The following is a 12,799-nucleotide window of genomic DNA, read 5'->3' on the forward strand; positions in this document are numbered from 1 at the left end:
TCAAATCCTGTCCCCGCAACCATCCCAAAACACCACCAATGCCCCAGCCCCCACGGCCCGGGGCTTTCGTGCGTTCCGGGCTGTCCAGCCAAAGACACCCTCGTCCACCGCGACATCAAGATATAAAGATATCTTTATGTCAGGATTGACGACACCCGCCCGATGGTGTTGAACCGTAGTGTCGAGGTTCCTCATTCCGCTCGCGGCGATGGGGCTAAGACGGGAAGCCGGTGGTGTCCTTCGGGACAGAATCCGGCGCTGCCCCCGCAACTGTAAGCGGCGAGCGGCGGTTCCTTCATGTGTCACTGGGTGCGTGCGCCCGGGAAGGCCGGAACCACCGTGATGACCCGTGAGCCAGGAGACCTGCCTCCGACGCGATAACGTTCCTCGGACGGGGGTTGCTCCGGTGGATCGCGCGCGATGCAGGATTCGGCGGCGACGCCGAAGCGATGCGGCCGTGTGCGCTCTTGCCTTGACCTCTGCCGATACAAGCAGGTGAGTCATGACCGACAGCGACGTCACATTCACGTTCGGCAGCATTCCGTTCGACGAAGAGTATCGCCCCGCCGACGATACGCGGATCACCACCAACTTCGCCAATCTGGCGCGCGGCGAGCGGCGCCGCGACAATCTGCGCGCGACGCTGATGATGATCGACCGGCCGTTCAACGCGCTGATGGACTGGGATAATCCGACCGGCGACCGCTATGGTGTCAGCCTCGATATCCTCTCGATCGGTTTGGACCTGGGCGCCGGCGAACCCGCCTTCCCGCTGATCGAGATGCTCGAAACCCATGTCATCGACCGGCGCAGCGGCACCCGGCTCCCCGGCATCGTCGGCAACAATTTCTCCTCCTACCTGCGCGACTACGACTTCAGCGTCGTGCTGCCCGAGCATCGCCAGCGGACCGGGCAGGGCGAACCGCCGCCGCAGTTCGGCGATCTGCACGGCAAGCTGTTCCGGCATCTGTTGCGGTCCTATGGCTATCGCGCCCGCTGCGGCAAACCGCCGGTCATCTGCCTCAGCGTGTCGAGCCAGGCGGTCTATCACCGCACCGCCAATCTGCACCCGATCCTCGGCATCGAATATCAGACCGAGGCGGCGTCGCTGACCGACGCCTATTTCGCCAAGATGGGAATGACCGCGCGCTATTTCCTGCCGCCGCACGGCGCCGCGCCGCTCGCTTTCTATCATATCGGCGATCTGGTCAGCGATTACAGCAATGGCGAACTCGCCAGCACGATCAGCACGATGGAGAGCTTCCAGAAGATCTACCGGCCCGAGATCTACAACGCCAACGCCGTCGCCGCCGCATTCTACCGCCCCAGCCTGTCGAGCCAGGATTATTCACTGACGCGCATCGTCTACGATCGCGAGGAACGCAGCCGCCTCGCCGTCGACCAGGGACGCTATGCGCAGCAGCATCTGATCGAGCCGCACGGCGCGACGCTCGCGCGCTGGTCCGCGACCTGCGGCCTGTGACCGGCCCGATGCCAGAAGGACAGACCAACATGACCCACCTCTTGCCGACGACCACCGCGGGCAGCCTGCCCAAACCCTCATGGCTCGCGCAGCCGGAGACCTTGTGGTCGCCGTGGAATCTCTCCGGCGACGCGCTGGTCGCGGGCAAGCAGGACGCGCTGCGCCTCGCAGTCGACGATCAGCGGCAGGCCGGCATCACGATCATCGGCGATGGCGAGCAGACGCGGCAGCATTTCGTCACCACCTTCATCGAACATCTGCGCGGCGTCGATTTCACCCAGCGCGCCACCGTCCGCATCCGCAACCGCTATGACGCGAGCGTGCCGACCGTCGTCGGCGCGGTGTCGCGCCCCGCGCCGGTGTTCGTCGAGGATGCGCGCTTCCTGCGGGCGCAGACCGCCGGGCCGATCAAATGGACGCTGCCCGGGCCGATGACGATGATCGATACGCTCTACGACGACCATTATCATAGCCGCGAGACACTCGCCTGGGAATTTGCCCGCATCCTCAACGACGAGGCCCGCGAGCTCGAGGCGGCGGGGGTCGACATCATCCAGTTCGACGAGCCGGCGTTCAACGTCTTCTTCGACGAGGCGAACGACTGGGGCATCGCGACGCTGGAGCGCGCCGCCGAGGGACTCAAGGCGCAGACCGCGGTGCACATCTGCTATGGCTATGGCATCAAGGCCAATACCGAATGGAAGCAGAGCCTCGGCGCCGAATGGCGGCAATATGAGCGGACCTTCCCCAACCTCCAGCGCTCGACGATCGATATCATCTCGCTCGAATGCCAGAATTCGCGCGTGCCGATGGAGCTGATCGAGCTGGTCCGCGGCAAGACGGTGATGGTCGGGGCGATCGACGTCGCCACCGACATGGTCGAGACGCCGGAGGCGGTCGCGGCGACGCTGCGCAACGCCTTGCGCTTCGTCGATGCCGACAAATTGTGGGCCGCGACCAATTGCGGCCTGGCGCCGCTGCCGCGCGCCGTCGCCCGCGGCAAGCTGCACGCGCTGGCGGCGGGCGCGGCGATCGTCCGGGCCGAGCTGGCGGGCTAGTCGCGCTCCGCGGTCGCGCTAGCCGCCGAACAGGCGCAGCGCGACCGCGTCGCCCATCGCGCGATAGCCCGCCTCATTGGGGTGGAGGTGGTCGCCGATGTCATAGGCGGGGAGCAGCCGGTCAGGATGCGCGGGATCGCGCACCACCGCGTCGAAGTCGATCACCGCATCGAAGATGCCGCCGCTGCGGATCAGCGTGTTGAGCCGCTGCCGCGTCGCCTCGGTCGGCGGGGTGGCGTGATAATAATCGTTCCCGACCAGCGGCGTGATCGTCGCGCCGATCAGCGTGATGCCATGCGCATGCGCACGCGCGGCGAGTTCGCGGAAGGCCGCGGCGATCGAATCGTAGAGCGCGCGCTGGCTCACCGGGTCGACGGGCGCCTCGCGCGTCAGTCCGCCGAGATCGTTGACGCCCTCGAACACGACGGCATAGCGGACGTTGGGCCGGGCGATGACGTCGCGGTCGAAGCGCGCCAGCAGACTGGGCCCGAGCCCGTCGGTGAGGATATGGTTGCCGCCGATGCCGGCGTTGACCAGCGCCAGATGCGCGGTGCGGGCATTGCCGCCGAGCCGGCGGGCCAGCACGTCGGTCCAGCGCGTGTTGGCATTGTCGCGGACGCCGCGGCCGTCGGTGATCGAATCGCCGATCGCGACGATCGCCGCATCCGTCTTGCCGCCACTCACCTCGACATCGGCGAGATCCCACCAGCCGCCGATCGCCTGCGCATCGGGCAGCGTCGCGGCGGCGACATGATCGCCGGCGGTGACGTAGTTCGTCGCGCGGGCACCGGGATGACCGGTGTGGCGGATCGGCGGCTTGGCGAGGAACAGGCTGATCGCGAGATCGTCGCCGGCGCGGGTGGCGAGCGGCAGCGGGTCCGAATAGACCTCCGCGCCCGGCGGGATGACGGTGGTGCGCGCGCCGGCGAAGGTCAGCGGCGCGCCGTCGCGTACCGTCGCCGAACCGGGGGCGCCGCGGGCGAGGGCGGCGGCGTCGATGCGGAGCGCCGCGTCACCGGCGACGTTCGACAGGCGGACGCGGACGCGCGTGCCGCCGGCGGAGAGGTGGACGACCTGGCGGATCGTCACCGGGCCGATCGCGGCGATCCGTTCGGCGTCCGCCGCGGTGGCGACCATCTGCGCCGATCCCCAGGCGGGCACCCAGCGCGCCATCGGCGTCTGGGCGGAGAGGGCCGTACCGCCCGCCAGCGCCGCGAGCAGCAGCGCCGCACGTCCGTATCGTCCTGTCATCCGTCTCTCCTGTGTCTCGGCGTTCAGCGCGCGGGTGCCGCCGCCAGCGCCGCGGCGATCGCCGCACGCATCGGCTTGGGGCGGAGCGCGACGTCATAGGGCGTCGGGCGGCGCTTGGCATGGTCGGGGCGCGGCTCGAACCCCTCGATCCAGCTGTGCGCGTCGCTCAATCCCCAGCACAGCACGTCGCGCAGCTTGGGATAGGCGAGCGTCACGTCGAGATAGGCGCGGGTGAAATCGGCGACCGCCCGGTCGCGCGGGGCGATCGCGGCGGGCAGGTGATTGTCGCGCACGTCGAGCTCGGTGATCAGCAGGCCGTACCCCATCGCGGTCACCGCATCGAGGAAGCGCCGCCATTCGCCCTGCAATTGCGCCGCGCTCGCCGTGCCGTCGGGCCCTTGCGTGACGAGATGCGATTGCAGCCCGAGCGCGTCGACCGGCACGTTGCGCCGGCGGAAGCCTTCGAGCAGCCGCAGCACGCCGGCGCGATGTTTGGCGTTGCCGGGCTCCCAGCTCATATAGTCATTGTAGACGAGTTGCGCATCGGGCGCCGCGGCGCGCGCGGTGTGGAAGGCGAGGTCGAGCGTCGGCTCCGCACCGCCGAGCGCCTTCGACAGCGACGTGTCGTAGAGGGTGCCATCCTCCGGCCGCACCGCTTCGTTGACGACGTCATAGCTGGCGATGCGGCGGCCGTAGCGGTTCATCACGGTGCGGATATGCGTGGTGAGCAGGGTTTCGGCGGCGGCATGCGGCTGCGCGCCGAAATCATAGTCGTTGAGCCAGCGCGGCAGCCATTTCGGTTGATGCCAGAGCAGATTGTGGCCGCGGACCGCGAGATGCTCGCGCTCCGCCCAGGCCATGATCGCATCGAAATGGCCGAAGGCGAAGGTGGTGGGGCTCGGGCGGAGATGTTGCCACTTCATCTCGTTCTCGGCGACGATCAGCCCGCATTGCGCCGCGATCAGCCGCGCATAAGCCGGGTCGGCGAGCGGCACGCCGTTGCGGCCGCCCGCTTGCCACGGCACTGCGCTGCCGAAGCGCAGACCGCGTCGCGCGGCGATCGCCTGGAGACTGTCGGGCGCGGCGGCGGCGAGCGGCGCGGTGGCGGCACTGGCCGCGACCGCCGTGGCAGCGACGAGCAGGTCGCGGCGGGTCGGTGACATGCTCGATCCTCTCTTAATTGTTAGCGCAATCATTCGCGACCCGGACGTCCGCGTCAAGGTACGGAATGGAAAGGATGAAATGCGCCGGCACCGCGGAGGCGAGGGTCAGCGTGCCGCCATGCGCATGGGCGATCTGCCGCGCGAGGCTGAGGCCGACGCCGGTGCCGTCGGCCTTGGTCGTGTGGAACGGGCGGAAGATGCGGGCGACGTCCGCCGCGGCGATGCCGCCGCCATTGTCGCCGACATGGCAGGCCAGCGTCCGACCGTCGACGTGCAGTGCGAGCGTCACCCGCGGATCGGCCGCGCTCGCCAGCGCCGCCTCCGCGGCATTCTGGAGCAGCGCCCAGAGCGCCTGGCTGATCTGGTCGCGGTCGATCGACCAGTCGGGCAACGCCGCCGCGTCGCAGATCAGGCGCACCTGCGGCCAGCGCACCGCGAACAGCCGGGCGAGATCGTCGGCGAGCGGGGCAAGCGAGACTACGCGACGCTGCGGCTCGGGCAGGCGGGCGAGCGCGCGATAGGCTTCGGTGAAGCGCTGCAAGCCTTCGGTGCGGCGGGCGAGCGTCGTCAGGATCTCGCGGAGCAGCGGCAGATCGGGCGCGGGCCGGTCGAGCGCGGCGACGCCGCTGTCGGCGAGCGAGACGATCGGTGCGAGGCCGTTGAGCAGCTCATGGCCGAGGACGTGGATCATCTCGCCGGTGGCGCGCGCCTCGGCGACGCGTTCCTCCTGTTCGCTGTCGACCAGCGCGGCAACGATCCGCTCGCCGCCGCGCGCAGTGAGGACGACGCGATCGATCCGCCAGCGCCGCTCGGCATGGCGCAGATAGCGGGCGTCGCGCGACAGCAGGGCGGGCGGCGGCGGCAGCACCCGGTCGTCGGTCGCGAACATCGCGCGCGCGGCGCGGTTGAGCGCGCGCACCTGCTCCGCCTCGATGCCCAGCATCGGCGTCGGCGCAGCATCGAGCAACAGCCGGTTGGCGAAGGGGTCCGCGACGGGCGGGGCATCGTGGCGCGGCGGCGGTGGTGCGACGACGAGGCTGCGCAACGCGAGCCAGAGCGCGACGAGCAGCGCGCCGCTGACCGATCCCCACAATTGCCAGCGCCACGCCGCCGCGGCGACGATACCGCAGCCGAACAGGGCGAGCGCGGTCGCCATGGGGCGCGGGATGTCAGAGCCCATAGCGCGCCATCCGCCGGTAGAGCGCGCCACGGCTGATGCCGAGCGCTGCCGCGGCGTGGCTGACGTTGTGGCGATGTTCGCGCAACGCCGCTTCGATCGTCGCGCGCTCGGCCTGCGACAGCGCGAAGCCCGGCTCGGCGACCGGCGTGGCGGCAGCGGCGGGGGCGGACTCGGGCAGCGCGAGCGAGGCGGCGTCGATCCGGTCGCCCTCGGCGAGCAAAGCGGCCCGTTCCACCGCGAGCGCGAGTCCGCGCACCGAATCGGGCCAGTCGGTGGCGAGGATCAGCGCCGCCGCCGCCTCGGTGAATTGGGCGGATGGGCGATCGAACCGGTCGCAGGCGGCCCGCAGGAAATGGCGTGCGAGCAGCAGCGCGTCACCTGCGCGCGCGGCGAGCGGCGGCATGGCGATATCGAGCGTCGCGATCCGCCGGCGCAGCGCCGGCATCAGCGCGGCCGCATCGTCGACGATCGCGATGCAGCGCGTGTCGGCGGGCAGGCGATCGACCAGCCGTTGCTGAGCCTGCGCGTCGAGCGCGTCGGGGCGGCGCAGGATCAACGTCGAAGGCGCGCCATCGAGCCGCGGCCAGTCGGCGGCGTCGCGCAGGTCGAGGCGCAGCGGCGGCGCCGGATCGCGCGACGCGGCGTGGATCGCACTCGCCGCGAGGCTGCGGCCACTGCCGGGCGGGCCGCTGATCGAGACGCTCGCCGGCGTCGGGCCGACGCGGGCGATCAGCGCGCGCAGCTGCTGCATCGCCGCGCTGTCGCCGATCAGCACCGGCGGCGGCGATCCCGGTACGGTGGGCGCGGCGGCGGCCGCGAGCGGGCCGCGGGCGATCGCCGCGGTGACCTTGGCGATCAACTCGGCATTGCGCCACGGCTTCATCACGAAGTCGCGCGCGCCGCTCTGCATCGCCGCGACCGCGATTCGGATGCCGCTGTGCGCAGTGAGCACCAGCACGCAGGCGGCAGGATCGGCGGCGATGATCCGCGCAAGGCAGGCGAGCCCCTCCTCGCCATCGGCGCGGCCGGCGGTGAAGTTGAGATCGAGCAGGATCGCGTCGTAGCGGTGGCGGGCGAGCCGCGACAGGCCCTCCTCGGGATCAACGGCGACGTCGAAGCGATGACCGGCGAGACGGAAGGCGATCTCCATCGCCCGCGCCACCGCGGGATTGTCGTCGATCAGCAGGATGCGCGGGCTTGACGCCTCATCCGACTGTCCATCGCCGGACACTGTGTCCGCAGGCGAACGGTCGGGCGAGCAGGGATCGGAAGAAAATCGTTCATTCATAGTGATTTAGGCTTTTCGGACAGGATCGGCGACACTGTTCGCATGATGACCGAACCCTCGTTACACGCAAATGCTTCTGCCGGCGCGGGGATGGATCGGCGCGTCGCGCCCAGGTGGTGGCGGCGGCGCGTGGTGATCGGCGCGGCCGTCGCGCTGCTGGCGGCGCTGGCGATCTGGCGGCTGCTGCCGGCGGCGGGATCGACCGACATCGCCGCCGCGACGATCGAGACCGGCACGGTGACGCGTGCGCCCTTCGCCGATTACCTGCCGGTGCGCGCCACCGTCGCGCCGCGGCTAACGACCCTGGTCGGGGTGCTCGCCGGCGGGCAGGTCGAGACGCTGCTGGTCCAGGACGGCGCGATGGTCGCGGCGGGTCAGCCGCTCGCCCGCCTCGCCAATCCCGAACTGCGGCTCGAGGTGCTGACCCGCGAGGCGCAGATCGCGGGGCAATTGGGTGACGTGTCGGGACAGGATCTGGCGATCGAGCGCAACCGGCTCGACCGTGCCGGGCAGCTCGCGCAGGCGCATTACGACCTGATCAAGGCGCGGCGCGACCTGTCGATCCGCCAGCAGCTCTACGACAAGGGCATCGTCTCCGACGCGGGCGTCAAGAGCTTCGCCGAGGCCGCCGCCTATCAGGAACAGCGCGTCAAGCAGTTGCAGGCGGGCGGCGCGAGCGAGGCGCGGATCACCGCATTGCAGGCGGCGCGGCTCGCCGACACGCGGACGCGGCTGTCGGGCAATCTGGCGATGGTGCGATCGGGGCTCGACGCGCTGGTGATCCGCGCGCCCGCAGGCGGGCGGCTGACCAACTTCACGCTCCAGCCCGGCCAGTCGCTCAAGCCCGGCGACCCCGCCGGACAGGTCGACAGCGAGGGTGCGTGGAAGCTGCTCGCCGATGTCGACGAATATTATCTCGGCCGCGTCGCAGTCGGCCAGTCGGCGCAGGCGGGCGCGGCGCGCGCGACGGTCAGCAAGGTGCTGCCCGCGGTCAAGGACGGCCGCTTCCGCGTCGAGCTCATGTTCGCGGGCCAGGCTCCCGCCGGACTCAACCGCGGCCAGACGATCGATGTCCGCATCACGCTCGGCAGCACGCAGCCGGCGCTGGTCGCGCCGATCGGCGGCTGGCTCGATACCGGCGGCAGTTCGGTGTTCGTGCTCGATGCGGACGGCGGCCATGCGCGGCGGCGCGCGATCACGATCGGCCGGCGCAACGCCGAACAGGTCGAGATCCGCAGCGGCCTCGCCCCCGGCGATCGCATCATCACCTCCTCGACGGCGTCCGTGAAGGGCGACCTCCTCAACCTCCGCTGAAAGGACGAACCCGTGATCCGGCTCGAGAATATCCAGCGCCGCTACGTCTCCGACGAGATCGAGACGACCGCGCTGCACGACATCAACCTGCACGTCGCGGCCGGCGAGTTCGTCGCGATCATGGGGCCGTCGGGGTGCGGCAAGTCGACGCTGCTCAACACGCTCGGCACGGTCGATCGGCCGAGCGCCGGGCGCTATCTGTTCGGCGAACAGGACCTGGCGACGCTCGACGAAGCGGCGCTGGCGCGGTTCCGCGGCGCCCACCTCGGCTTCGTCTTCCAGAGCTTCAACCTGATCGACGATCTGACGATCGAGGAGAATGTCACGCTCGGCCTCGCCTATCGCAAGGAGGCGGTGCAGGGGCGGCGCGAGCGCGTCGCCGCGGCAATGGACAAGGTCGGCATCGCGCATCGCGCGCGCCACTATCCGCACCAATTGTCGGGCGGGCAGCAGCAGCGCGCGGCGATCGCGCGCGCGATCGTCGGCAATCCGTCGCTGATCCTCGCCGACGAGCCGACCGGCAACCTCGACACCAGCAACGGCGAGCAGGTGATGAACATCCTCGCCGGCCTCAACGACGACGGCGCGACGATCGTGATGGTCACCCATTCGCCGAGCCATGCCGACATGGCCAAGCGCCGCATCGACATGCTCGACGGCCGTATCGTCGCCTCCGCCGCCCGTGCCCTCTGACCGTCAACGAAAGGCTATCCCCATGCGTCCTCGTCTCACCCTTCTCCTCACCGGACTTGCCGTGCCCGCCCTCGCCCAGGATGCGCCGCCGCGCAGCTTCGCCGTCGGCGCGTTCGACGCGGTCGAGCTGACCGGGGCGGACAGCGTCGTCGTCGTCGCCGGCGCGACACGCTCGGTCGTCGCCAGCGGCGATCCGCGCGCGGTCGCGGCGCTGGCGATCGACGTGCGCGGCGATACGCTGCGCGTCGGCCGCCGTCCGGGCAACTGGCGCGACACGGGCGCGCGTGTCACCGTGACGGTGCCGCAGCTGCGCGCCGCGGCGATCCCCGGTTCCGGCTCGATCCGCATCGCGTCGGCGACCGGCCGCACCTTCACCGGCTCGATCAGCGGATCGGGCACGCTGCGCGTCGACGGGCTCGATGCCGAGACGGCGCGGTTCGCGCTGCCGGGATCGGGATCGATCGTCGCGGCCGGACGCGCCGGCACGGTGGGAATCGCGCTCGACGGATCGGGCAAGATCGACACGCGCGCGCTCGCCGCCCCGTCCGTCCGCGTCACAATGGGCGGATCGGGCGAGATCGCCGCGACCGCGACGCGCAGCGCCGATATCGATGCCGGCGGCAGCGGGTTGATCCGCATCGGCGGCGGCGGCCGCTGCGCGATCCACAAGAGCGGCAGCGCCATCGTGCGCTGCGGCTGAGCCGGCCCGCCCCTCGCCATGTCGTCCGCCCCTGACCCCCGCTGCCGGCCGCCCAGCCCGCTGCGCGACATCGCCCTGATCGTCGTGGCGGTCGCCGTCGCTGTGCTGCTCGCCCACGTCCATGTCGACGAGGTGCGGCTGCGCTGGCGCGGGTCGGGCGCGATCTCCTTCGGGCGTGCCGGCCATCTGTCGATCGCGATCGATGGGTCGAGCGGCACGCCGCCTTCCGTGACGGAGCCCCTTTGATGAACCGCTTTGCGCTGCTGTCGCTCTATCGTTCGCTGATCCGCCACAAACTCTATGCCGCGCTCAACATCGGCGGCCTGGCGGTGGGGATCGCGGTGTTCCTCGTCCTCGGCCTGTACGTGCGGTTCGAGACGAGTTTCGAACGCTGGCTGCCGAACCATGACAAAATCTATCTGGTCGAGACGGTGTGGAACACGCCGGGAAGCCCGTTCAACGGCCCGAGCAACGATACGATGGGAGAGTTGCTGACCCAGTTGCGCGAGGATTTCCCCGGCCTGATCGGCACGCGCATCGACGGCGGTCGCAACGGAGGTAGCGTGCTGCGCAACGGTGTCGCGACGCAGGAAGATGTCGCGCAGGTTGACGCGAGCTTCTTCGACATCTTTGACCTGCCGATGGCGCGGGGCAGTGGCAAGCGGGGGCTGGCGACGCCGAATGGCACGCTGATCAGTGAAAGCCTCGCCAAACGCTATTTCGGCAGCAGCGACCCGATCGGTCAGACGATGACGATCGTCGGCTATGCGCCGCAGCGCTATCGCGTCGCGGGCGTGTTCCGTGACCTCCCCGACAACAGCGAGTTTAAGGCGACGATCCTGATCCGCCTGCCGCGCACGCCGCCGAGGCCGAATTGGACGCATTGGGGTAGTGCCTCGCTATCCACCTATCTGCGTTTCGACACCCCGGCGGCGGCGCGCGCTTTCGAACAGAAGCTTCCCGCCTTCATCGATCGCCGCGCGACGCATGACATGGGACCGTCGCCGTCCAAGACGATTGGCATCGCGCTGCTGCCGCTCGTCGCCGTGCATCTCACCGCCGACATCGGCGCGGGAACCAAGCTCACCGTCGTCACGCTCGGGCTGGTCGGTCTGCTGACGCTGCTGATCGCGATGGTCAATTACGTCAACCTTGCCACCGCCCGCGCCGGCCTGCGCGCACGCGAGGTGGCGATGCGCAAGGTGCTCGGCGCTGATCGCGCGGCGCTGATCCGCCAGTTCCTCGGCGAGGCGGTGCTGACCGCCGGGCTCGCCGCGCTGCTCGGGCTGATCCTCGCCGAACTCGGTCTGCCGCTGGTCAATGCGGCGGGCGGGCTGTCGCTGACCATCCCCTATACTCTGGTCGTGCCGGCGCTGATCGCGCTGGCGGTGGTGATCGGCATTGCCGCGGGCTTCTATCCTGCGGTGCTGCTCGCGCGCGTGCCGGCGGCGGCGGTGCTCGCCTCGGCACGCGCGCCGGGCGGTGGCAGGGCGGGGACGCGGGTGCGCGAGGCGCTCGTCGTCTTCCAGTTCGGGCTCGCCATCGCCTTCATGATCGGCACGGCGGTGCTGGTCGCGCAGACCCGCTACGTCCGCAACGCCGACGTCGGCTATCAGCGTGAGGGGCTGATCATCGTCCCCTCGCTCGCCGACCAGCAGATCGGCAAGGCGCGCGCGCGCGAGATTCTCGCGAACTTGCGCGCGCTGTCCGGCGTGACCGCGCTCGGCACCGCCAATGCCACGGTCGGCGGCAGCGGCAGCACCAGCAGCGACAACGTGCCGCTGCCCGGCGTTGCCGGAAACGGGCCATCGCTCAATTGGGTCGACGTCGGGCCCGGGTTCTTCGACACCTATGGCATCAGGCCGATCGCCGGACGCCTGTTGGACGACGCGCATGCCGCCGACAATCGCGCCAAGCAGTATCTCGGCGCCGGCGTCAACATCCTGATCAGTCGCAAGGCGGTGACGACGCTCGGCTTCCGCTCGCCGCAGGAGGCGATCGGCAAGACGGTGGGTGGCGATCGGCCGCGGACAATCGTCGGCGTGGTGCCCGACATCCGCTTCGTCTCGCCGCACGATCCGATCGCCGCGACCTATTATTATTATACGCCCGACCCGCTCGATCTGAGCTACGTCACGGTGACGTCGCTGCGCTTCACCGGCGATCCGCGCGCGATGCTCGCTCAAGTCCGACAGGTGTGGCAGCGGATGGCGCCGCAGGTGCCGTTTGGGGGCAAGACCGCGGACGAGCGGCTCGCACGCTTCTACGCCGCCGACGATCGCGCCACCCGCCTGTTCGGCATCGGCGCCGGACTGGCGGTGCTGATCGGCTGCGTCGGTCTGTGGGGCCTCGCCTCGTTCAACACGCAGCGGCGGGTCAAGGAGATCGGCATCCGCAAGACGCTGGGCGCCTCCTCCGCCGATATCGTGCGGCTGCTCGTCGGCCAGTTCCTGCGGCCGGTGCTGGTCGCCAATCTCGTCGCCTGGCCGCTCGCCTATCTGGCGATGCGGACGTGGCTGGCGGGGTTCGACGATAGGATCGCGCTGTCGCCGCTCTACTTCGTCGCGGCGAGCCTGATCGCGACGGTGATCGCGGTGCTCACCGTGCTCGGCCAGTCGCTGCGGGCGAGCCGCGCCGCGCCCGCCTGGGCGCTGCGTCACGAATGACGC

General features: G+C 70.1%; 11 protein-coding genes and 1 riboswitch. Of the genes, 7 read left to right on the forward strand and 4 right to left on the reverse strand.

The window, feature by feature from the left end:
• Nucleotides 1-167 precede the first annotated feature (167 nt).
• Nucleotides 168-386, forward strand: a riboswitch (cobalamin riboswitch).
• A gap of 116 nt (nt 387-502) precedes the next feature.
• Together V8201_RS10885 and V8201_RS10890 are read left to right on the forward strand one after the other, a co-directional pair.
• Complete coding sequence (locus V8201_RS10885) at nt 503-1,483, forward strand: putative oxygenase MesX (RefSeq protein WP_336545308.1); 981 nt, start codon at nt 503-505, stop codon at nt 1,481-1,483.
• 29 nt (nt 1,484-1,512) lie between these two features.
• Nucleotides 1,513-2,541 carry a methionine synthase gene (locus V8201_RS10890; RefSeq protein ID WP_336545309.1) on the forward strand — a complete coding sequence of 343 codons (1,029 nt, stop codon included), beginning with the start codon at nt 1,513-1,515 and terminating at the stop codon, nt 2,539-2,541.
• An 18-nt stretch (nt 2,542-2,559) separates the two neighbouring features.
• Here V8201_RS10890 and V8201_RS10895 read toward each other — a convergent pair whose 3' ends face one another.
• From V8201_RS10895 to V8201_RS10910, 4 genes are read right to left on the reverse strand one after another with little or no spacing between them, the layout of a single operon-like run.
• Nucleotides 2,560-3,792: an SGNH/GDSL hydrolase family protein gene (locus tag V8201_RS10895; protein WP_336545310.1), complete on the reverse strand. Its 1,233-nt coding sequence runs from the start codon at nt 3,790-3,792 to the stop codon at nt 2,560-2,562.
• Between the two features lie 23 nt (nt 3,793-3,815).
• Entirely contained in the window at nt 3,816-4,955 is a 1,140-nt protein-coding gene (locus tag V8201_RS10900; protein ID WP_271299742.1) for an endo-1,4-beta-xylanase, read from the reverse strand.
• 13 nt (nt 4,956-4,968) lie between these two features.
• Nucleotides 4,969-6,135 (reverse strand): sensor histidine kinase, encoded by a 1,167-nt coding sequence (locus tag V8201_RS10905; RefSeq protein ID WP_336545311.1) that lies wholly within the window; start codon nt 6,133-6,135, stop codon nt 4,969-4,971.
• Nucleotides 6,125-7,366 carry a sigma-54-dependent transcriptional regulator gene (locus V8201_RS10910; RefSeq protein WP_336545312.1) on the reverse strand — a complete coding sequence of 414 codons (1,242 nt, stop codon included), beginning with the start codon at nt 7,364-7,366 and terminating at the stop codon, nt 6,125-6,127. Before V8201_RS10910 ends, V8201_RS10905 begins: the two co-directional genes overlap by 11 nt.
• Before the next feature lie 189 nt (nt 7,367-7,555).
• Here V8201_RS10910 and V8201_RS10915 point away from each other — a divergent pair, with 189 nt between their 5' ends.
• The 5 genes from V8201_RS10915 to V8201_RS10935 are packed head-to-tail and all read left to right on the forward strand — an operon-like array spanning nt 7,556 to nt 12,796.
• A complete protein-coding gene (locus V8201_RS10915; protein ID WP_336545313.1) occupies nt 7,556-8,737 on the forward strand; it encodes an efflux RND transporter periplasmic adaptor subunit in 1,182 nt (393 codons plus the stop codon).
• Nucleotides 8,738-8,749: 12 nt separating this feature from the next.
• Nucleotides 8,750-9,430 carry an ABC transporter ATP-binding protein gene (locus V8201_RS10920; protein ID WP_271299738.1) on the forward strand — a complete coding sequence of 227 codons (681 nt, stop codon included), beginning with the start codon at nt 8,750-8,752 and terminating at the stop codon, nt 9,428-9,430.
• Nucleotides 9,431-9,452: 22 nt separating this feature from the next.
• On the forward strand, nt 9,453-10,130 hold the full coding sequence (locus V8201_RS10925; RefSeq protein ID WP_336545314.1) for a head GIN domain-containing protein: 678 nt from the start codon (nt 9,453-9,455) through the stop codon (nt 10,128-10,130).
• Between the two features lie 18 nt (nt 10,131-10,148).
• Complete coding sequence (locus tag V8201_RS10930; protein WP_271299737.1) at nt 10,149-10,376, forward strand: hypothetical protein; 228 nt, start codon at nt 10,149-10,151, stop codon at nt 10,374-10,376.
• Entirely contained in the window at nt 10,376-12,796 is a 2,421-nt protein-coding gene (locus V8201_RS10935; protein ID WP_336545315.1) for an FtsX-like permease family protein, read from the forward strand. Before V8201_RS10930 ends, V8201_RS10935 begins: the two co-directional genes overlap by 1 nt.
• Nucleotides 12,797-12,799: the final 3 nt, after the last annotated feature.

The organism is Sphingomonas kyungheensis, assembly GCF_037120395.1.
Taxonomy (GTDB): domain Bacteria; phylum Pseudomonadota; class Alphaproteobacteria; order Sphingomonadales; family Sphingomonadaceae; genus Sphingomonas; species Sphingomonas kyungheensis.

Excerpts from the sequence above, each read along its gene's own strand:
- V8201_RS10885 (WP_336545308.1), top strand. The coding sequence starts at position 503 with ATGACCGACAGCGACGTCACATTCACGTTCGGCAGCATTCCGTTCGAC.
- V8201_RS10890 (WP_336545309.1), top strand. The coding sequence starts at position 1,513 with ATGACCCACCTCTTGCCGACGACCACCGCGGGCAGCCTGCCCAAACCC.
- V8201_RS10895 (WP_336545310.1), bottom strand. The coding sequence starts at position 3,792 with ATGACAGGACGATACGGACGTGCGGCGCTGCTGCTCGCGGCGCTGGCG.
- V8201_RS10900 (WP_271299742.1), bottom strand. The coding sequence starts at position 4,955 with ATGTCACCGACCCGCCGCGACCTGCTCGTCGCTGCCACGGCGGTCGCG.
- V8201_RS10905 (WP_336545311.1), bottom strand. The coding sequence starts at position 6,135 with ATGGGCTCTGACATCCCGCGCCCCATGGCGACCGCGCTCGCCCTGTTC.
- V8201_RS10925 (WP_336545314.1), top strand. The coding sequence starts at position 9,453 with ATGCGTCCTCGTCTCACCCTTCTCCTCACCGGACTTGCCGTGCCCGCC.
- V8201_RS10930 (WP_271299737.1), top strand. The coding sequence starts at position 10,149 with ATGTCGTCCGCCCCTGACCCCCGCTGCCGGCCGCCCAGCCCGCTGCGC.
- V8201_RS10935 (WP_336545315.1), top strand. The coding sequence starts at position 10,376 with ATGAACCGCTTTGCGCTGCTGTCGCTCTATCGTTCGCTGATCCGCCAC.